The organism is Nitrosomonas sp., assembly GCF_040256045.1.
Classification (GTDB): Bacteria; Pseudomonadota; Gammaproteobacteria; order Burkholderiales; family Nitrosomonadaceae; genus Nitrosomonas.
In genome coordinates this window covers 21,571-40,718 of record NZ_JBDZWD010000006.1, presented here as the reverse complement: position 1 = coordinate 40,718, position 19,148 = coordinate 21,571, and the positions used below count along the sequence as shown (strand labels likewise).

At 50.3% G+C, this 19,148-nt stretch carries 21 protein-coding genes and 2 tRNA genes; 11 read left to right on the top strand and 12 right to left on the bottom strand.

The window, feature by feature from the left end; genetic code table 11:
* Positions 1-78: 78 nt before the first annotated feature.
* The 8 genes from ABUL11_RS02350 to ABUL11_RS02315 form a co-directional block, all read right to left on the bottom strand.
* A tRNA-Asp gene (locus tag ABUL11_RS02350) sits at positions 79-155 on the bottom strand.
* A 58-nt stretch (positions 156-213) separates the two neighbouring features.
* Positions 214-289: transfer RNA gene (locus ABUL11_RS02345), tRNA-Val, on the bottom strand.
* A gap of 30 nt (positions 290-319) precedes the next feature.
* Positions 320-592, bottom strand: a complete 273-nt coding sequence (locus ABUL11_RS02340; protein ID WP_350282254.1) for an HU family DNA-binding protein — start codon at positions 590-592, stop codon at positions 320-322.
* A gap of 186 nt (positions 593-778) precedes the next feature.
* Positions 779-1,768, bottom strand: a complete 990-nt coding sequence (locus tag ABUL11_RS02335; RefSeq protein WP_350282253.1) for an NAD(P)H-dependent glycerol-3-phosphate dehydrogenase — start codon at positions 1,766-1,768, stop codon at positions 779-781.
* Complete coding sequence (locus ABUL11_RS02330; RefSeq protein ID WP_350282252.1) at positions 1,765-2,256, bottom strand: SH3 domain-containing protein; 492 nt, start codon at positions 2,254-2,256, stop codon at positions 1,765-1,767. The genes ABUL11_RS02335 and ABUL11_RS02330 overlap by 4 nt, the downstream gene beginning before the upstream one ends.
* A 3-nt stretch (positions 2,257-2,259) precedes the next feature.
* Positions 2,260-2,745, bottom strand: coding sequence for a protein-export chaperone SecB (gene secB / locus ABUL11_RS02325; RefSeq protein WP_350282251.1), 486 nt, complete (start codon positions 2,743-2,745; stop codon positions 2,260-2,262).
* 74 nt (positions 2,746-2,819) lie between these two features.
* The gene (grxC, locus tag ABUL11_RS02320) at positions 2,820-3,077 is read right to left on the bottom strand and encodes a glutaredoxin 3 (RefSeq protein WP_350282250.1); all 258 of its coding nucleotides are present in this window, start codon (positions 3,075-3,077) and stop codon (positions 2,820-2,822) included.
* A 31-nt stretch (positions 3,078-3,108) separates the two neighbouring features.
* The gene (locus ABUL11_RS02315; protein WP_041356851.1) at positions 3,109-3,522 is read right to left on the bottom strand and encodes a rhodanese-like domain-containing protein; all 414 of its coding nucleotides are present in this window, start codon (positions 3,520-3,522) and stop codon (positions 3,109-3,111) included.
* Between the two features lie 147 nt (positions 3,523-3,669).
* Between ABUL11_RS02315 and argJ the strand changes: the two genes are divergently transcribed.
* Genes argJ through ABUL11_RS02300 form a run of 3 tightly spaced genes read left to right on the top strand, consistent with a single transcriptional unit; the run spans position 3,670 to position 6,737 of the window.
* Positions 3,670-4,899: a bifunctional glutamate N-acetyltransferase/amino-acid acetyltransferase ArgJ gene (gene argJ / locus ABUL11_RS02310; RefSeq protein ID WP_350282249.1), complete on the top strand. Its 1,230-nt coding sequence runs from the start codon at positions 3,670-3,672 to the stop codon at positions 4,897-4,899.
* Positions 4,900-4,906: 7 nt separating this feature from the next.
* Complete coding sequence (locus tag ABUL11_RS02305) at positions 4,907-5,800, top strand: ATP-binding protein (RefSeq protein ID WP_350282248.1); 894 nt, start codon at positions 4,907-4,909, stop codon at positions 5,798-5,800.
* A 1-nt stretch (position 5,801) separates the two neighbouring features.
* Positions 5,802-6,737 (top strand): Nudix family hydrolase, encoded by a 936-nt coding sequence (locus ABUL11_RS02300; protein WP_350282247.1) that lies wholly within the window; start codon positions 5,802-5,804, stop codon positions 6,735-6,737.
* Positions 6,738-6,764: 27 nt separating this feature from the next.
* Here ABUL11_RS02300 and ABUL11_RS02295 read toward each other — a convergent pair whose 3' ends face one another.
* Positions 6,765-7,958, bottom strand: a complete 1,194-nt coding sequence (locus ABUL11_RS02295; RefSeq protein ID WP_350282246.1) for an NAD(P)/FAD-dependent oxidoreductase — start codon at positions 7,956-7,958, stop codon at positions 6,765-6,767.
* Positions 7,959-8,126: 168 nt separating this feature from the next.
* Here ABUL11_RS02295 and mpl point away from each other — a divergent pair, with 168 nt between their 5' ends.
* Positions 8,127-9,491 (top strand): UDP-N-acetylmuramate:L-alanyl-gamma-D-glutamyl-meso-diaminopimelate ligase, encoded by a 1,365-nt coding sequence (mpl, locus tag ABUL11_RS02290; protein WP_350282284.1) that lies wholly within the window; start codon positions 8,127-8,129, stop codon positions 9,489-9,491.
* Positions 9,492-9,712: 221 nt separating this feature from the next.
* On the opposite strand, the gene ABUL11_RS02285 is transcribed toward mpl, so the two are convergent.
* Positions 9,713-10,579: a porin family protein gene (locus ABUL11_RS02285; RefSeq protein WP_350282245.1), complete on the bottom strand. Its 867-nt coding sequence runs from the start codon at positions 10,577-10,579 to the stop codon at positions 9,713-9,715.
* A 342-nt stretch (positions 10,580-10,921) separates the two neighbouring features.
* Here ABUL11_RS02285 and aat point away from each other — a divergent pair, with 342 nt between their 5' ends.
* Genes aat through hepT form a run of 7 tightly spaced genes read left to right on the top strand, consistent with a single transcriptional unit; the run spans position 10,922 to position 15,515 of the window.
* Entirely contained in the window at positions 10,922-11,620 is a 699-nt protein-coding gene (gene aat / locus ABUL11_RS02280) for a leucyl/phenylalanyl-tRNA--protein transferase (protein ID WP_350282244.1), read from the top strand.
* Entirely contained in the window at positions 11,590-12,354 is a 765-nt protein-coding gene (locus tag ABUL11_RS02275; protein WP_350282243.1) for an arginyltransferase, read from the top strand. The genes aat and ABUL11_RS02275 overlap by 31 nt, the downstream gene beginning before the upstream one ends.
* 2 nt (positions 12,355-12,356) lie before the next feature.
* Positions 12,357-13,385 (top strand): quinone-dependent dihydroorotate dehydrogenase, encoded by a 1,029-nt coding sequence (locus tag ABUL11_RS02270; protein ID WP_350282242.1) that lies wholly within the window; start codon positions 12,357-12,359, stop codon positions 13,383-13,385.
* Complete coding sequence (locus tag ABUL11_RS02265; RefSeq protein ID WP_350282241.1) at positions 13,375-14,037, top strand: RnfABCDGE type electron transport complex subunit B; 663 nt, start codon at positions 13,375-13,377, stop codon at positions 14,035-14,037. The genes ABUL11_RS02270 and ABUL11_RS02265 overlap by 11 nt, the downstream gene beginning before the upstream one ends.
* Complete coding sequence (nth, locus tag ABUL11_RS02260) at positions 14,034-14,705, top strand: endonuclease III (protein ID WP_350282240.1); 672 nt, start codon at positions 14,034-14,036, stop codon at positions 14,703-14,705. Before ABUL11_RS02265 ends, nth begins: the two co-directional genes overlap by 4 nt.
* Positions 14,702-15,097 carry a type VII toxin-antitoxin system MntA family adenylyltransferase antitoxin gene (gene mntA, locus ABUL11_RS02255; RefSeq protein ID WP_350282239.1) on the top strand — a complete coding sequence of 132 codons (396 nt, stop codon included), beginning with the start codon at positions 14,702-14,704 and terminating at the stop codon, positions 15,095-15,097. Before nth ends, mntA begins: the two co-directional genes overlap by 4 nt.
* Positions 15,087-15,515 (top strand): type VII toxin-antitoxin system HepT family RNase toxin, encoded by a 429-nt coding sequence (hepT, locus tag ABUL11_RS02250; protein WP_350282238.1) that lies wholly within the window; start codon positions 15,087-15,089, stop codon positions 15,513-15,515. Before mntA ends, hepT begins: the two co-directional genes overlap by 11 nt.
* Before the next feature lie 246 nt (positions 15,516-15,761).
* On the opposite strand, the gene ABUL11_RS02245 is transcribed toward hepT, so the two are convergent.
* Positions 15,762-16,667: a lytic transglycosylase domain-containing protein gene (locus ABUL11_RS02245; RefSeq protein ID WP_350282237.1), complete on the bottom strand. Its 906-nt coding sequence runs from the start codon at positions 16,665-16,667 to the stop codon at positions 15,762-15,764.
* Between the two features lie 242 nt (positions 16,668-16,909).
* Positions 16,910-18,472 (bottom strand): TerC family protein, encoded by a 1,563-nt coding sequence (locus ABUL11_RS02240; RefSeq protein ID WP_350282236.1) that lies wholly within the window; start codon positions 18,470-18,472, stop codon positions 16,910-16,912.
* Positions 18,473-19,148: the final 676 nt, after the last annotated feature.

Here is a 19,148-nt window from a genome sequence, read left to right as displayed (position 1 = left end):
AAAAAGAAAATCGGGAAAAACAGGAGGAGAAAAAGATGCCACATCGCCATGACTGGATTGTTAAAGGCGAAAACGATATGGCGGAGTGGACGGGACTCGAACCCGCGACCCCCGGCGTGACAGGCCGGTATTCTAACCAACTGAACTACCACTCCCAGTACTACACTCTCCGATTAAAGATCAGATCGAAATAACCCAGTGCATTAGGCATGCTGGTGGGTGCTGAGGGGATCGAACCCCCGACATTCGCCTTGTAAGGGCGACGCTCTACCAGCTGAGCTAAGCACCCGTCTCACTGATCCCAATCATTGAAGGAGCGTTAGTTTACAGCATCTTTTAGCGCTTTGCCAGCAGTGAATTTAGGCACTTTAGCTGCCTTGATTTTTATCTCTGCACCGGTACGCGGGTTACGTCCTGTACGTGCCGCCCGTTTTCCAACCTTGAAAGTTCCAAAACCTACCAGGGTGACACTGTCATTCTTGCCAAGAGCATCCTTGATGGCAGACAGTGCACCATCCAGCGCATTGCCTGCCTGAGCTTTGGTAAGATCGGCAGATTCGGCAATCGCATCGATGAGATCAGATTTATTCATAAAATTCCCCTTTGTTTTGCTTTGTTAGGTTGCAGGAAAACTCCACCTTTTGTACAGACAACTTCTGTAGACGCCCTTATATCAAGCCATTTTACAGCGGTCAAGTGTTTATCCGGAAATCAGCCTGATTTTTGATAAATTCCTGCCTGGCCCTGATCAGTCAGGCATTACCTCATAAATATGCACTTAGCCTGCTTCAGCCCCAGGTTCACGATCAAGCATATCCTTAATCGCCATCTCAACCGGAACCTGCTCATACAGAATGCTGTAAACCGCCTGGGTCACAGGCATGTCGATTTGCAACCTCTGCCCCAGTCCATACGCCTCTTGAACCGTATAGACGCCTTCGGTGACATGCCCTATTTCAGGCAGAATCTCCACCAGTTGCCGCCCGGCAGCAAGCATCATCCCAACCAGGCGATTTCTCGAAAGATTCCCGGTACAAGTCAGAATCAGGTCACCAATACCTGTCAGTCCGGTAAAGGTTTCCCGACACCCGCCAAGCGCCATGCCCAAGCGAGTGATTTCCGCCAATCCCCGAGTAATCAGCGCTGCTCGGGCATTATTGCCAAAAGCAATTCCATCAGAAATCCCGGCAGCAATCGCAATCACATTCTTGAGTGCTCCGCCGACCTCCACCCCGATTACATCGTTACCAGAGTAAACCCGCAGGCTTGCAGTACGAATCACACCAGCAACGTTTCTGGCAAAAATTTCATCGTGAGAAGCGAGCGTCAGTGCAACCGGAAGGCCCTTTGCCACTTCCTGGGCAAAGCTCGGGCCAGACAGCACACCACACATGATACCCGCCGGATAGACTTCCTCAACTACCTGACAGGGAAGTTTTGCGGAACCCGTTTCAAATCCTTTGCAAGCCAGAATAAGGGGCAATGACTGATTCAATGCCGCTATTTGCTGCAAGGTTGTGCGTAATCCTGCAACGGGTACAACGACAAAAATCAGTTCAGCCCGTTCCAGCGCCTCGCTCAACGCAGAAACAAGATGGATGGAATCTGGCAAAGGTTGCCCGGGCAAATAACGCTGGTTGGTGCGTAATTTTACCAGTTCAGCCAAATGTTCCACATTACGAGTCCATAATGTTACACAGTGACGCGCAGACAGACAAATTGCCAGCGCAGTTCCCCAAGCCCCTGCACCAACTACTGTGATATTCATATGCCCCAGATCTGGTCAGCTCCGATATAGCCAGTCTGGCCATCCCGATGTTTCACCTTCACCCATCCACCCGCAACGACCCCCAGTAATTCCAGCACTACATCCTGCTGAGCCTGAAAAATCAGTGGTGCAGTCGGATTGGGAGATTGATAAACACTGCCGACAGGTATTTTGACGATCACAAAACGCTTCGGGCTGAGATTCTTATCTTCCACCCAGGCAAGGTATCCGTGATAATCGCGCACTTTTACCCAGCCAACCACCTTCACTACTACTTCCAAGGGCAGACTCACACCTGCCACGTACAGTTTACCGGCATTGAGGGAAGGTGCATCGTACAGAACAACCGCAGGTTTCGCGATTGACAGAAACTCATTCCGGGCACTACTTTCCTGTGCAACCGCTTTACAGGAAAAAATCAGCAGAACGAGCAGCGAGAACAGCAGACCGGTCGGAATGCTCTCTCCTCCAAATAGCCGAAACTTCATGAATCAGTGCCTGGTTATCGTATCCGCAGGCTGATCAGGTTGTGATTCAGCCGTTTCCTGCTGTTTTTTCTGATGATAAATTGCTTCGAAATTAACCGGGTTGAGAATCACAGGCGGAAATCCGGCACGCGTCACTGTATCTGAAATCGTTTCACGTAAATAAGGAAACAGAATGTTCGGGCATAAAACACTCAGCACAGGCTCGACTTCATCTCCAGGAACATTGCCTATCCGAAAAATACCAGTCTGATGAGCTTCTACCAGAAACATGACCTGATCCTTTTCCTTCAATCGTGCCGTAACAGTAGCAGTTACAACCACCTCATGGATTTCTCCGTCCACGGCATTATGACTGGTAGCCAGTTGAAAATTGATCTCGGGTGCTTCTCGCTCCAGAAAGATACGAGGTGCGTGAGGAATTTCCAGTGATAAATCCTTGACGTAAATTTTTTCAATAATAAAAACGGGTTGTTGCTGTGATTCAGTCATGATGGGTTCCGGTTAAATACACTTGTCAAAAATTTGCCGGCTGCCAATATATCGGGAAGATTGACAACCAACGTTCAGCCAGCCAGCAATCCGCTCAGTTCACCCTGGCGGTCCAGTATTGCCAGATCATCGTACCCCCCGACATGCATCTGGCCGATATAAATCTGCGGGACGGTTCGCCGTCCGGTACGCTGCATCATCTCGGCACGCAACCCCGGTTGCAGATCCACTCTGATTTTCTCGATCTCCTCTACTCCCCTAGCACGCAGCAATTTCTCCGCCATGGTGCAATAAGGACAGTACCCGGACACATACATTACAATCTTGGGCATGTCATCCTTTCCTGCATCGTTGTCGTACGGATCACTTCTTCACCAACGGCAGATTCTCCCGCCGCCAGGTATCGATACCGCCATTCAGATTGAATACCTGCTTGAAACCATTCTTGCGCAGAACAGCTCCTGCCCGCCCAACACGCAATCCGGGGGTAAAGATGATAACGACAGGCTTATCCTTGAATTTTTCCAGCTCCTGCCAGCGATCTTCGATCTTCTCCGCCGGAATATGTTTGGCATTGGGGGGATGGCCGCCGGCATATTCACTGTCATCCCTGACATCCAGCACCAGTGCATCTTCGTAATTTATCAGCCGGATGGCTCGTTTCGGATCGATATCACGGACAGAATTACGCGCAACTACCGGCCACAGCAGCATACCGCCGCTCAGCATGGCCGCTATGATAAAAAAGATATTGTCTACCAGAAAAGTTGATTCCATACGATGTCATCCAGAGCCGGCAAAAACTGCTATTTTAGCAAAGTACTTGTGAAACTCCATTCCATTGTGATGAATATACTTGGCAATCAGGCAGTTTCTTACGGGATAGGTTACGATAATAGCTTTCAATCACACGAATCCTCGTTTATGCCAGTCAACATTCCTCCTCTATTGCCCGAACAACTGCTGCCGATTCCCGGCCTGTTACTAGGTACAGCAGAAGCCGGTATCAAACGACCTGACCGTAAAGATATACTCATCATTGCGCTGGCGGAAAATACACAGGTTGCAGGTGTCTTCACCAGGAATCGATTCTGTGCCGCGCCTGTCACTGTCGCCCGATCACATCTCACAGGTTCGCTGCCGATCCGCGCACTAGTGATCAATACCGGTAATGCCAATGCCGGCACCGGTCAGTCTGGCATCGATCATGCACACGCCACCTGTGCTTCACTGGCCGAGCTCATCGGCTGCCAGACACAACAGATCCTGCCTTTTTCCACAGGTGTCATCATGGAACCGCTGCCGGTAGAAAAACTCATCACTCATCTGCCGCAAGCCCTGGCAAATCTGGCACCAGGCAACTGGTTCGCCGGTGCACAGGCAATCATGACGACCGATATCGTGCCCAAAGGAGTTTCCCGTCAGATCCAGATAAGTGGCACAACAGTCACCATCACCGGAATTGCCAAAGGCTCGGGAATGATCCATCCGAACATGGCCACCATGCTCGGATATATCGCCACTGATGCGGCCGTGGCACAACCCCTGCTCAATGACCTGGTCCGTTACGCAGCGAATCGATCCTTCAACTGCATCACCGTAGACGGAGATACTTCTACCAACGATGCGCTGATCCTGATGGCCACCGGGCAAGCCGGCAATACACTGATTACTACATCAGCCGACCCCGCTTTCATCTCTCTGCAGGCCGCCATCACCGAAGTAGCCGCCCTGCTTGCACAAATGATTGTGCGTGACGGTGAAGGCGCCACCAAATTCATCACCGTTCAGGTGGAAGGTGGTAAAACCCGGGAAGAATGCACTAAAGTTGCTTACGCCATTGCTCACTCTCCGCTGATTAAAACTGCCTGCTTTGCATCTGACCCTAATCTGGGAAGAATTCTGGCAGCTATCGGCTATGCCGGTATTGAAGATCTGGATGTCAACCTGATCCAGCTTTACCTGGGCAATATTCTGGTTGCCGAACACGGAGGCCGTGCCGCCAGCTATTGTGAAGAAGACGGTCAGCGCATCATGCAGGCATCGGAAATCACCATACAAGTGAAGCTCAACCGGGGAGATGCATCCACTACGGTATGGACCTGCGATCTCTCCTACGATTACGTCAAAATCAACGCCGATTACCGCAGCTAAACCCGCCATGAACAATTCTGAATTGATTTTCCAACGACTCGACCTACTGCTGGCCCGTATCGAGGATACGCTTCCCGTCCGACCACAGCATGCCGACCCCAATGAACATATCGCCTTGCGCTGGCGCAAACATGGCGATACCGGTTATCTGCAAGCGATAAACCATCCGCACGCGATTACGCTGGATGAGCTGCTGAACATCGAAGAGCAAAAACAGACACTTGACCGCAATACCCTGCAATTCGTTTCAGGGCTTCCAGCCAATAATGTATTGCTGACCGGCGCACGCGGCACTGGCAAATCCTCTCTGATAAAAGCTTTGCTGAATCGCTATGCCGACCGGGGCTTGCGGATGATCGAAGTGGATAAGCTGGGGCTCACCGATCTGCCCGATATCATTGAATTCATCGGCCAGCGCCCGGAACGCTTCATTCTATATTGCGATGACCTGTCATTCGAAGCCGATGAACCGGGTTACAAAGCACTGAAAGTCGTTCTCGACGGCTCCATCTCCACCGCATCCGACAACGTACTGATCTACGCCACTTCCAACCGTCGTCATCTGATACCGGAATTCATGCATGAAAATCTAGGAGCTCGGCATGTGGATGGTGAAATTCACCCCGGAGAAACCACTGAGGAAAAAATTTCCCTGTCGGAACGTTTTGGCCTGTGGCTGTCTTTCTATCCATTCGACCAGGAACAATATCTGGAAATCGTCCGTCACTGGCTTTCGCAACATGGCATCAGCAGGCTGTCCGGCCCGGCTCGGCAGGAAGCACTTCGCTGGGCGCTGGCACGAGGCTCCCGTAACGGGCGGGTTGCCCGCCAATTCGCCCGGGACTGGGCAGGCCAGCAAAAACTGGCAAAAACCGAACCGGTCAAAACTGATAAGAAATAGCATGGCCAACCCATCGCAGGTCGAAGTTGCCGCTGCCGTTCTCATTCGCCCGGATAACAGTTTTCTGCTTGCCTGCCGGCCAGATGGAAAACCTTACGCCGGTTATTGGGAATTTCCAGGTGGGAAGATCGAAGCAGACGAATCCCCGCTTCAGGCGCTGACACGTGAACTGGATGAAGAACTCGGCATCACCGTTCGCCAGGCCACTCCCTGGCTGACACGGACATTCAGCTATCCACATGCCACTGTACGGCTCCGGTTCTACCGGGTGACTGACTGGCACGGCGAACTCACCCCCCGTGAACGACAACAGTTCGCCTGGCAGACAGCTGAAAACATTACCGTTTCCCCGTTGCTTCCAGCCAACACGCCCATTCTGCGCAGCCTGGCATTACCTTCAATTTATGCCGTTACCCGTACAGTTGAAACAGACATAGAAGCATCACTGTTATCCATCGGGCAAACTCTCGGCAGCGGCGTGAAACTGCTGCAAATCCGCCAGAAAGCAATGTCGCACGACCAGCTGGAACATTTCAGCAGGACTGCACTGCAACTGGCCCAAAGTTATCAGGCTACCGTACTGATCAATGAAAATATACCGCTTGCGCAGGCGCTTCAAGCAGATGGCGTTCATCTGACCGCTGCTCAGTTGCGATCCCTGCACTCCCGCCCTACTGTCAATTGGTGTGGCGCTTCTTGTCACAACGAACAGGAGCTTCAGCGCGCGAAACAATTGGAAGTCGACTTCGTTACCCTGAGTCCCGTGCAACCTACCCTCAGTCATCCTGGAGCACCTTCATTGGGATGGGAAAAATTTGCTGCACTCATCCGGGATTACCCGTTGCCAGTTTATGCGCTGGGCGGGTTGCTGCCAGCTGATCTGGAAACTGCCCAGGGACACGGCGCCCATGGCATCGCCATGATGCGCAGCATCTGATTTCTGTTTTGCAGCATTACCGGGCTATCAAACCAGGTAAGTATCTACCCCGCTCAGCAATAAATCGTACTGAGCTTCGACAATCTCTTTGATAACCAGCGCAGGAACACCCGTCACCACATTGTTTTCAACTGCCAGCCAGCCTACTGCATCTTCCGGACCCAAACTGACCACATACCCCAGATCACGATGCAGATAAGGTTCGAGCACTTTGAGTACACCGGAATGGCGCAAAATATTGCGGGCAGCCAGTTTTCCTTTGCGTACCGCCGACTGGGCAGTCATCGTATTAGATCCCAATGATGAATAAACCGAACAATCCCCGGCGGCAAATATATTTCCCAATGGCTTACCATCCACCATTACCTGACCGAATGCATTGGCCTTGATCAGATTGTCCTGCCTGTTACCGGTGAACACTAATGAAAGAATAGAAGGTAATTCGAAATTCCGCCCGCTGGTTTTATCCTCCAGCGAGATTGTGTCAGCACGTTGTTCCAGAAAACATACTCCCGGATAAAATTCGATATCCAGCTCCAGCATACGCATTTCGACATAACGGGCAAATCCTTGCGGATATTGCTGCAGTACTCGTTCATTATCATCCACCAGTTGCAGGCTATGATTGACCCGGCGACGACGCAGGTAACCCGCCAGTTCGAATAAAAACTGAATACCGGTCGCCCCGCCGCCCACAACGGAAATACAGGACGGTGCAGTATTTCGAGCGGTATTTCGTATTGCCAGAAATCTATCCAGCAGATCCGCACCGGAAACCGTGAAGAAATTTTCCAGACGAAATACATTTTCCGCGTCCGCCGCACTATGCTCATCTGTCTCATTTCGGGTGGACGGTCTCGCACCTGATGCCACCAGCAGATAATCGAATGGTACCTGCTGATCATCCACCTTCAGGTAGCGATCATGCTGCCACTGGCACAACATTGATTCATCTACTGCCAACGTGCTGCGAATATAACGACACCTGAAACGCTGCTCCAGTAATGCATACGGCACCAAAAAATCAGACAACGGATAACGGAAGGTTTCATGGAGATGAGTAATCTTGAGATGATCGATCCCCGGATCGATCAGCGTGATCTCCGCATCCGGGCTGTATCGGTGCAGCGTGATCAGCGCCGCGATCCCGGCATAACCACCACCAATAATTACGATTTTGGGCCGCGTACTTCTCGGTATATATAATGGCAGAAAAGCCATTCATTTCCTCCCTTCCACACGTTGATCAGCAGAAACGAGCGTAGCATGGATGTATCCACCGGTCACGCGTTCCGTACCTGTCCCGAAAAGCATACCGCCAGCGGACTCACGTATAATTGGCAGTCGCCGCCTCATTTCATTTTCAACCACCTACAAGCCGGAACATTCATGCATATCCACATTCTTGGAATCTGCGGCACCTTCATGGGCGGGCTGGCAGTATTGGCACGTGCTGCCGGCCACACCGTCACCGGCTGCGATGCCAATGTCTATCCGCCGATGAGCACGCAGCTTCGTAACCAGCACATTGAGCTGATTGAAGGTTATGATGCCGATCAGATCAAGCTGAAGCCGGATCTGTTCGTCATCGGCAATGTCGTCTCGCGCGGGAATCCGCTGATGGAAGCGATCCTCGATGCTCATCTGCCCTACCTGTCCGGCCCGCAATGGCTGGCACAGCATCTGCTGCACAACCGATGGGTATTGGCAGTTGCGGGCACGCACGGCAAAACCACTACCAGTTCAATGCTCGCCTGGATCCTGGAATACGCTGGCCTCTCCCCTGGATTTCTGATCGGTGGTGTTCCGGAGAATTTCGGTCTGTCTGCCCGCCTGGGGATCATCGAAGCAGAGCAGACACTTTCTCCTTTCTTTGTCATCGAGGCAGACGAATACGACACTGCCTTTTTTGACAAACGCTCCAAGTTCATACACTACCAGCCCAGAACGGTCGTACTCAACAACCTTGAATACGATCATGCAGATATTTTCCCGGATCTGGCCACGATCGAACGCCAGTTTCATCATCTTGTCCGCATCGTTCCCCGCAATGGACTGCTCGTCGTCAACGGGCAGGATACTGCATTACAGCGGGTATTGGACCAAGGTTGCTGGACACCGGTAGAACAATTCGGCGGGAACGGTGACTGGCAGATCATTAGGGAGCACGATCAAAGGCTGTCAGTCCATTTTCAGAAAATATCACAGGGAATACTGCACTGGGAGCTGCTGGGGGAACATAACCGCATGAATGCCCTGGCTGCCCTGGCTGCAGCCCGGCATGCCGGCGTACCGGCGCAACTCGGTATCGAAGCTTTATCCCATTTCAAAAACGTGAAACGGCGTATGGAATTGCGCGGTGTCGTCAACGATATTCACATTTACGATGATTTCGCGCACCACCCTACCGCCATCCGCACGACACTGGCCGGATTGCGCGCCAAAGTCGGCCCGGCACGCATCATCGCCGTACTGGAGCCACGTTCCAACACCATGAAACTCGGCGTCTGGCAGAATGATCTCGCAGCCAGCCTGGATCAAGCCGACCGGATTTTTTGCTATGCCCATCAGACTGGCTGGAATATCGATTCGGCCCTCGCTTCTCTCGACGATAAAGTCGAAATACATCATGACCTGGCCACTATGATCAGCACCATTACAGCCACTGCACACCCCGGAGATCATATCCTGATCATGAGCAACGGCAGCTTTAGCAGCCTGCACGACAAATTACTCGATATGCTCCGCATCTGATCCGGCATATCTTTCGGAACGCGTTGTCACTATCACCTGCAAAAAAACACCCCACCGAAACTCCAGCGGGGTGTAAAGGCTTCGTCACAAAATCTTTACTGCATGGGCATTGACTTTGCCCGAAGCGAGAAGAGAGAAATACTCATTACTACTGAGAAAAACAAACTACGATTACAACAACTGCCTACCAACCATCTACTTCAAAAAATAACCAGGCTGTCTTAGAACCCGATTCCGAGATAACCGCCAACCGTAAATCCGTTGATATTAACTCCATCGATTTTACCACCCGCAAGCTGATATCTGGCATCAGCCCCAATGTAAATTGCTTTCCAGATGTTGTAATCAGCACCTGCCCCGAACATGACACTCGGCTGCAGCACTGTAATGGATTCAGATGGTGGGCTGATGACATGCAAAGCCAGCCCGGCCGGGATGATCCACGGTCTGAACCGATTTCCTTCCAGGAACCTGATTTTCGGTGCTGCAGTCAGTGTAAATTGGCTGACTGTCACTTTACGTGGATTAAGTGTCCCACCTGCCAACTGAGTTGGGTTGTTAGCCAATGCACTTCCCAAAACACTGTTACTGAACTGTTTGTATTCAAACATCAATTCGGCAAATACACTGGTCCCTGGCAGAAAACCCCAGACATCATCGGTCAAATTGAAATCAAAACCAGCCCCGATATACCAGGCATCTTTTCCAGCCTGATCCTGCGCCCCGACAGGAGCAACATCACTCTGGATGGAAACACCATTCCGAGTATGGTTGCTATGTGCAAAACCACCCCGGAAAAACACCATGTGTTTACCGCTCTCTCTCACACTTTTTTGTGCTCTGGCAGAAGCAACCGATTGCTCGTTTTCCCGGATTTTCTGTTCATTCCTCACGGTATCTGTCTTGACCCTGTCCAGCTCACTCCGGATAGACTGCAGTTGCTCTTCCAGCAATTTGATTTGTGCTTCCAGAGCCTGTGTCGATGTACTGTCAGCAAGCACCTGAGGTGCGCTCAACAATGTTGAAACACTCAACATGCCAGCTGCAACACTTAAAACTGCACGCTTTCCGACGACATAACGATTCACTCGCGCTTCTCCTTTTATTCATGTATTTGAATATGCTGTACGGCAAATACTAAATAATTAACGGCGCGGATACTTTGATCTAAGTCAAAATAAAGCTGTTTTCCGCTATTTCTTTCAGTAAATACCCGCGAGTCTTTACCTCCCTGTTTGATTCACGTTTTTTACCACTCAGGAACATCATTCCCTACCGGTTGTCGTTAATAAAACCGGTCAAATACGACATAAAATATGGCAGGCCGCTGGTACATTTACCGATGGATGTTAGATAATTGCCGGCGAGCCATTCTGACTCACAGCAAAAAACCTGTTTTCTACTTTCTGCCCCGAGATATTATTTCGGCCATGATCCGTACACTCTATTCCGATACACCTTTCCCTCCGCTGGAACAGGCACTGATCGAACCCAATGGTCTGCTGGCTGCGGGCGGAGATCTGTCACCGGAACGCCTGATCTCCGCTTACCGCCAGGGAATCTTTCCCTGGTTCAATCCAGGGGAAATCATCCTGTGGTGGAGCCCGGATCCAAGAATGGTACTGTTTCCCCGAGAACTAAAAATTTCGCGCTCGCTGCACAAAACCTTGAAGAAAAACCACTATCAGATCCGCACAGACAGCGCCTTTACTGAAGTCATGCAAGCTTGTGCCGCGCCGCGTGAAAACCAGGCAGGTACGTGGATACATAAAGAAATGATCGCGGCTTACACCACGTTATATCAGATGGGAATAGCACACTCGATCGAAACCTGGATAGATGGCAAACTAGCGGGTGGACTATACGGTGTAGCCATTGGCAAGGCTTTTTTTGGTGAATCGATGTTTTCCCGAGCAACCGATGCATCTAAAATTGCACTGGTTCATCTGACCAGACAATTGGAAAGCTGGGGCTATGGTCTGATTGATTGCCAGATGAAAACTGTACATTTGATGTCGATGGGTGCACGGGAAATTCCAAGATCACAATTTTCCAAGCAACTGAATCAACTGGCTGCGCTGCCCAGCCAGAACAGAAAATGGCATTTCGACTTCGCCTATCCGGGATGATCGAGGCAATGACCATGGATTTTCAGATCACCAGGCGCTACCCCTGCAGTTATCTACCAGAGCAGCTTGCCCGCTCACGTATCGTGATCACTGACGATACCCCGTCAGACAACAATACCTATGCCCAACTGATTCGGCAAGGTTATCGTCGCAGCGGTAGCCTCATCTACCGTCCAGACTGCGATTACTGTCACGCCTGCATCCCCGTACGCATCCCGGTGGAGCTGTTCGATCCCAACCGAACCCAGCGCAGAGCCTGGAAACGACATCAGCACTTGCAGATCACTCGATATCTCCTGCATTTCGATCCTGCGCACTTTGATCTCTATCAGCGCTACCAGAAATCCCGTCACACGAACAGCAGTATGGATCAGGATGATGAAAACGGGCGCAAACAGTATTGTGATTTTCTACTGAAAAGTACGGTGGACTCCTTTCTGGTAACATTCCACGAGAATGAACGGCTGCGCATGGTCAGCATCATCGACCAGCTGCCGGATGGATTGTCATCGGTTTATACTTTTTTCGATCCGGATGTAGCCGGATCAAGCTACGGCACCTTCAACATCCTGTGGCAGGCGGCTCAATGCCGCGCTGACCGGCTGCCTTACCTTTATCTTGGCTACTGGATTGCAAACAGCCAGAAAATGAGCTACAAAGCCAATTTCCAGCCGCTGCAGTACCTGATCGACAACCAGTGGCAATACGGGGAAACCTGCACAACGAACCGATAAATATGATGTACAACCTGCTGCGCCCGCTACTGTTTCTGCTTGACCCTGAAATCGCCCATACCCTCACACTGGATGCACTCGGCCTGCTGAAAAAAACCAGCTTGCTGCCTGATCACACCATCAACTGCCTCCCCGTACGCGTAATGGGATTGGATTTTCCCAATCCGGTCGGGCTGGCAGCCGGCCTCGATAAGAATGGGACTTGCATCAGCGCCCTGGCCTCTCTGGGATTTGGCTTTATCGAAGTCGGGACTATCACGCCACGCTCGCAGGCCGGTAATCCGCGGCCACGACTATTTCGCATTCCGCAAGCTGAAGCGATCATCAACCGGATGGGGTTCAATAACGTTGGCGTGGATAAGCTGGTAGAAAATGTCCGGCAGTCCGGCTACCGCGGCATACTGGGCATCAATATCGGTAAAAATGCAGATACCCCTTTGCAGAATGCAGTTGACGACTACCTGATCTGTTTACGCAAGGTGTACATCCATGCCAGTTATGTCACTGTCAATATTTCCTCACCCAACACCTTGCAACTCAGACAACTGCAAAATGAAACTGAGCTGGAACATTTACTGGGCGCACTCAAGGTAGAGCAAACCCGTCTAAGCGATCTCCATGGCCGCTATATTCCGCTGGCCATCAAGATTGCCCCTGATCTGGAATCCGAACAAATTGCCGCAATTGCGTCATTGTTACTGAAGCACCGCATGGATGCAGTGATTGCAACCAACACCACGACCGCAAGAGAGGGTGTCGAACATTTACCACACGGCAATGAAAAGGGCGGATTAAGTGGTGCACCATTAACAGAACGCAGCACCACAGTCATCCGCCAGCTTGCCAGCCATCTCCAGGGCGCCATTCCCATCATCGGAGCGGGCGGCATTATGTCAGCCCGGGATGCGCAACTCAAAATCGAAGCAGGCGCCAATCTGATACAGATTTATTCCGGGCTAATTTACCGCGGCCCGGATCTGGTTACGGAAGCCGCCTCACTGCTTTGCTCCCGCACTGCCCATGCTGGATAAAAATTCGCTGATCGAGCAAATTGACACCGCCCTACCGCAAACCCAATGCGGGCAGTGTGGATTTGATGGATGTAAACCCTATGCGACAGCCATTGTTGAAGGCCATGCGGATATCGATCAGTGCCCGCCAGGCGGTGATGCTGGTGTGGCTCAAATTGCAGCGATTCTGAATATTGCTCCGAAACCACTGAACACGACTTACGGCCACCCCACACCGCCTGCCGTCGCTGTCATCGATGAATCTCAGTGCATTGGCTGCACATTCTGCCTGCGCGCCTGCCCGGTGGATGCCATCATTGGCGCAGCCAAGCATATGCATACCGTTCTGACCGAGTTATGTACCGGTTGCGAACGTTGTATCGCCCCCTGCCCGATGGATTGTATCAGCATGGTACCTGTACCTGGTCCAGCCACACCTGAAATCCAGCAGCAGATCGCTGACGGTGCACGGAAACGATATCACTTGAGACTGCTCAGGCTGACACGCAACCAACAGCAACGCACTAAAAAACCGGAGCAGAACCAACCGCAAGAAGCCCCAATCCCTACCGCACAACAGGCAACCGATGCGAAACAGGCAGCTATCCAGGCGGCTATGGAACGTGCACGAGCAGCACTTGCCCGCTCCAACATCCCGACAAGGACTAAATGAACACTACCAAACGCCGGGAGATATTCACCCGATTCAGGATAGCTAATCCCCACCCGACGACCGAACTCGAATACCACACCCCTTTTCAATTACTGATTGCCGTCATCCTCTCGGCACAAGCCACTGATAAAAGTGTCAACGTGGCCACACGAAAACTATTCCCGGTAGCAGATACCCCCGAAAAAATCCTGCAATTGGGAGAAACTGGCCTGAGCCCGTTCATTCAGCGCATCGGGTTGTTTCGCACTAAAACCAGGAATATTCTTGCCACCTGCCAGTTGTTGATCGAACAGTACAACAGCGAAGTCCCGCGCACCCGAATTGAGCTGGAGAAGCTGCCGGGGGTCGGTCGGAAAACCGCCAGCGTGATTCTGAATACCGCCTTTGGCGAACCCACCATTGCGGTGGATACGCATATTTTCCGCGTAGCCAATCGCACGGGCATCGCACCAGGTAAAAATGTTCTGGAAGTAGAGCGCAAACTGCTCAAGGTGGTGCCGGATGAATTTCGTCACGATGCCCATCACTGGCTGATCCTGCACGGGCGTTACATCTGCAAAGCCAGGAAACCTCTATGTCGGCAGTGCCTGATCGTGGATTTATGCGAATTCAAAGAAAAAAATCTGGAAGAAACTGCATCCTCACTTGATATGAAACAGTTGATATGAAGCGCGATGCTCTGATCCATTCTCTGCAAACCCGCATACCGGATCTACTGGCAATTTATGCTTTCAGCAGCCGTATTCAGGGCACAGCCAGGTCGGACAGCGATCTGGATCTGGCTGTACTGGTAGCGGGCTATGCTAATCCGTTGATTCTGTTCGAGGTCGCGAATGAACTGGCGGATGTGGCAGGTTATGCGGTTGATCTGCTCGACCTGCGAGCTGCCTCCACTGTGATGCAATACCAAATCATTACCACCGGTGAACGCTGGTGGGCGCTGGATGTGCAGGCAGCGTTATTCGAAGCATCTATCCTGAGTGAGAAAACTGCTTTCGATGAAGCACGTGCCGGGTTACTGGCCGATATTCGACGAAGAGGAACAGTTTATGGCCGATGATGTACTGATCAACAAGGCAGCAACGATTGAATGTTGTGTAGCACGGGCACGTGAGGAATACGCCACCAATCCAGCAGGATTTGCCACTGATTACACTCGCCAGGATGCGGCCATTCTCAATATTCAGCGGACCTGCGAAGCAACGTTGAACATAGGCCAGTATCTGATTCGCCGGGAAAAGCTGGGAATTCCACAAAGCACTCGCGATGTGTTTTCCTTACTGGCACATGGTGGCCGGATTGATATTGAATTGGCTGACAGTCTTAAACGCATGGTGAGCTTTCGGAATATCGCTGTGCATGATTACATTGCCCTGCAACTGCCTATTACCGTAAGAATCATCGAAAAGCATCTGGATGAATTTTTACAATACAGCCAAACTCTATTACTGCATGACGCAGCGTTAGATGGAAATTAAGTTGACTATATCCTAAAAATGGAGCATTCCACTGGTCTCGAGTAACACCATGACAGGCGGTATCAAGAAATAGCCATTATCAGTTGCAGGTTTCCAGAAAAATCATCGCAAGCTGCACAACGGAGCGAAACACCCGCCTATCTGGATTGCTTCACACCACAGATGTTAACAAAGCCAGCTGCTTTTACGAACAGCTTGCAGTAGTGAAGTATCAGTTTGTACACAGTTTTGTGAAGCGGAACAGCCTCATTGTCCTGATGCGGCTGAGGCAAAGATGAAGGAAGTTCTATTAACCAACCCAGGCTGGTACGGGTGAGAGGTTTTGTTGTAGCGTGACATAATTTTGTCGACATATTTTACAGTTTCAGGATAAGGTGGAATTCCGCGGTATTTCTCGACGGCTCCCTCACCAGCGTTGTAAGCAGCCGCCACCAGTGCCACATCCCCTTTGAAGAAGGCGAGCAACCATCTCAGATAGGCCATTCCACCCCTGATATTCTCTTCCGGATCAAAAACATCCCTGACCTGAAATCTTTCAGCAGTCGCAGGAATGAGCTGCATCAACCCCTGTGCATTTTTGGGAGAAACAGCCTGTGTATTAAAACCAGACTCAACCGCAATGACTGCAAGTACGAGACCCGGATCAATTTCATATTGTGGAGCCAGTTTCTCCACGAGCGCAGAAACAGACTGATCGACATAATATTTGCCAGGTGTGGTGTTTGCCCGAACATAAATATTTCTGCTCAGACAATTTGGTAGCTGTGTTTTCCGTTTATCTGGTACAGGCATGAACTGCAATAATTTTCGTGCATCTGCATGATTTCTGGCAGCAGCCATCTCGAACAATCTGGCAGCAATCCTATCGTTACGATCGACACCACGTCCGTTGGCATACATCCATCCCAGTGCATACTGCCCTTCGGCCGAACCCCGCCGAGCTGCCTGACAATATAGCTCCACCGCTTTCCCTCTGTCCTGCAACACACCTTCACCATGCTCATACTGCCGAGCCTGTGCTACCAGTATGTCGGAACCACCCTTAACGCCAGCGGACCGTATCGACTGAATATTCCCGCTACTATAGGCACCAACAGTATGTAACGCCAGAAAACTCAGCACAGTCCATTGCCATTTGAAGGGAATACGCATGTTTCTCTTCTGCTCGCGATAATTAAAGTATTGTTTTATTAGTAATTAATGGAGCAATAATCATGCCAAGATACTGAAATATTCCAGCTTCAGCGATAACTGCTTGCTTGCGGACAGAAATTTATCAAATATTTTCCGACAAACTCACAAAGACAAGCCGATCTTGCAGATAGTGTAAAAAATTCCGACAAATAGGGATCTGACGATACAACACTATTTCAGCAAATCGCCTCACAAAACCCCTATTCATTCTCAGGTTGTATACGATGCACGCGCACTCTGCCGATATTATGTTTATTGACCGAAACGATCTCAAAAATCAAGTCATCAACCGTAATCCGCTCCCCAGCTGCAGGAATATAGCCGAACTGCCAGAGCAGATAACCGCCAAGCGTGGAATAACGTTCAGCTTCATCCACCAGATCATGCTCCAGCAGATTGGATGCCTTGCGAATACTGATCCATCCATCCATCAGCCAGGTGCCGTCAGCCTGCTGCTCCGCCATTACTTTTTCTTCACCCGCATCCAGGAATTCACCGGCAATTGCTTCGAGAATATCCGCCGGGGTAACGATTCCCTCAACCGATCCATATTCATCCACGATCACTGCCAACTGTAACGGCTGGTTACGCAGCTGCTCCATCAGCTTGATCACCGGAACCCGTTCAAGCACCACGATTGGATGACGCAGTGATTTTTCCAGATTGATCTTTCCTTCTTCCAGCATGTCACGCAGTAAATCCTTGGCAAATGCAGCGCCCACAAACTCATCCACGTTATCGTGTGACAACAGAAAACGCGAGTGCCCACTATCAATTATTTTTGCCCTGATCATCTCACTGGTATCTCCCAGATCCAGCCAGTCGATATCGGTGCGTGGCGTCATGATGGACATGGCAGGACGCCCGGCCAGCGTCAGCACTCCTTCAATCATCTCCTTTTCTTCTCGAGCAAACAGGTCATTCTCGGCCACCTGCTGGGCGATCACTTCCGATGTCTCACCCAGCCCGACTTCACCACGACGCCCACCGAGCAACCGCAATACGGCTTCAGCAGTACGATCACGCAGATCCCCGGTCGTAATGAGCTTTTCCTTGTTATGTCTGGCAATCTGATTGAATGATTCGATCAGAATGGAAAAACTGATTGCGGCATAGAGATATCCTTTTGGCACATGAAAGTTGAAACCTTCGATCACGAGTGAAAAGCCGATCATCATCAGGAAACCCAGGCAGAGAATTACAACGGTAGGATGCCTGGAAATGAAGGCCATCAGTGGTCCGGAAGAAATCATCATGACAACGACTGCGATAATTACGGCAATCATCATCACCGAGAGATGCTCCACCATCCCCACCGCAGTAATCATACTATCAAGCGAAAAAACCGCATCCAGCACAATGATTTGCACAATCACCTGCCAGAAAACTGCATGTACGCTTTTACCTTCTTTTTGTCTATCCTGCCCCTCCAGTCGCTCGTGCAGCTCCATCGTTCCTTTGAAAAGCAGAAATATACCCCCAAATAGAAGGATGAGATTTCGCCAGGACAGCTCAACATCGAAAAGTGTCAGCAGCGGCGTGGTCAGCGTTATGACCCAGGAAATGGAAGCAAGTAAGATGAGGCGCATGACCAGCGCCAGAGAAAGACCAACGATGCGCGCTTTTCCGCGCTGATGTGGCGGCAGTTTATCTGCCAGAATTGCAATGAAAACCAGGTTATCGATCCCGAGTACGATTTCCAGAATAACCAGCGTTGCCAGCCCCGCCCATGCAGCGGGATCGACTACCCATTCAAAAAACACTTTTTCTGATACCTGAGAGAAATTGAAAGACTGTAATCAAGGATACGAAATATCCAAATCCGGACAAAAGGAAATTACACCGTGGATGAGTACAAACGATCAATATAGTACAAGTTTTTTCAGCCAAGCAAACGCTGAAAAGTGGGATGAAGGCCCCTGAGAGGTAGTTACCCCCGACTTCGCAAGTGATAAACAAAGTATATTTCACGCACTGAACTGATAATAAACAATATTTTCTGGTACGCAAGCGCACTTTGTAGCTATAAACGAAAGGTCGGATTGCTTTGATGTGCCACTTACAGAAAATAAGATACCCCTTCGCAAGCTGCATAAACGGCGCGGTAATCCAAAAATTTCTTATAGGTTTTGAAATTATCCTCTTGCATAAAATTATGCAAAAGTGCGTTCGCCAGCAATTCCCTAAAAGTATGACTGGGCAAAAACGTACTACAGAAACACTCTGTCTCCAAAAATAGACAAACAATACCCAATAAATACAAACGATTATTAGTATTTGTGATTTTTATCACAGATTACACGACAATTTTCCTCACCAAACTATAGAACAAATTATAACCAATTGATTAATATAAGTTATTATTTCTGGCACGAATTATGCTTTTATTAGAGAGTATTTTGGCATTCAATGTTATCTGTTTTTATCGATCCAGCTATT

Bases quoted from the DNA above. Each gene is read 5' to 3' on its own strand.
- ABUL11_RS02315 (WP_041356851.1), bottom strand. From the start codon at position 3,522: ATGGAATCAACTTTTCTGGTAGACAATATCTTTTTTATCATAGCGGCC.
- ABUL11_RS02270 (WP_350282242.1), top strand. From the start codon at position 12,357: ATGATGTACAACCTGCTGCGCCCGCTACTGTTTCTGCTTGACCCTGAA.
- ABUL11_RS02330 (WP_350282252.1), bottom strand. From the start codon at position 2,256: ATGAAGTTTCGGCTATTTGGAGGAGAGAGCATTCCGACCGGTCTGCTG.
- ABUL11_RS02275 (WP_350282243.1), top strand. From the start codon at position 11,590: ATGGCATTTCGACTTCGCCTATCCGGGATGATCGAGGCAATGACCATG.
- ABUL11_RS02300 (WP_350282247.1), top strand. From the start codon at position 5,802: ATGGCCAACCCATCGCAGGTCGAAGTTGCCGCTGCCGTTCTCATTCGC.
- ABUL11_RS02295 (WP_350282246.1), bottom strand. From the start codon at position 7,958: ATGGCTTTTCTGCCATTATATATACCGAGAAGTACGCGGCCCAAAATC.
- secB (WP_350282251.1), bottom strand. From the start codon at position 2,745: ATGACTGAATCACAGCAACAACCCGTTTTTATTATTGAAAAAATTTAC.
- ABUL11_RS02340 (WP_350282254.1), bottom strand. From the start codon at position 592: ATGAATAAATCTGATCTCATCGATGCGATTGCCGAATCTGCCGATCTT.
- ABUL11_RS02305 (WP_350282248.1), top strand. From the start codon at position 4,907: ATGAACAATTCTGAATTGATTTTCCAACGACTCGACCTACTGCTGGCC.
- argJ (WP_350282249.1), top strand. From the start codon at position 3,670: ATGCCAGTCAACATTCCTCCTCTATTGCCCGAACAACTGCTGCCGATT.
- mpl (WP_350282284.1), top strand. From the start codon at position 8,127: ATGCATATCCACATTCTTGGAATCTGCGGCACCTTCATGGGCGGGCTG.
- mntA (WP_350282239.1), top strand. From the start codon at position 14,702: ATGAAGCGCGATGCTCTGATCCATTCTCTGCAAACCCGCATACCGGAT.
- grxC (WP_350282250.1), bottom strand. From the start codon at position 3,077: ATGCCCAAGATTGTAATGTATGTGTCCGGGTACTGTCCTTATTGCACC.
- ABUL11_RS02265 (WP_350282241.1), top strand. From the start codon at position 13,375: ATGCTGGATAAAAATTCGCTGATCGAGCAAATTGACACCGCCCTACCG.
- ABUL11_RS02335 (WP_350282253.1), bottom strand. From the start codon at position 1,768: ATGAATATCACAGTAGTTGGTGCAGGGGCTTGGGGAACTGCGCTGGCA.
- nth (WP_350282240.1), top strand. From the start codon at position 14,034: ATGAACACTACCAAACGCCGGGAGATATTCACCCGATTCAGGATAGCT.
- hepT (WP_350282238.1), top strand. From the start codon at position 15,087: ATGGCCGATGATGTACTGATCAACAAGGCAGCAACGATTGAATGTTGT.
- aat (WP_350282244.1), top strand. From the start codon at position 10,922: ATGATCCGTACACTCTATTCCGATACACCTTTCCCTCCGCTGGAACAG.
- ABUL11_RS02245 (WP_350282237.1), bottom strand. From the start codon at position 16,667: ATGCGTATTCCCTTCAAATGGCAATGGACTGTGCTGAGTTTTCTGGCG.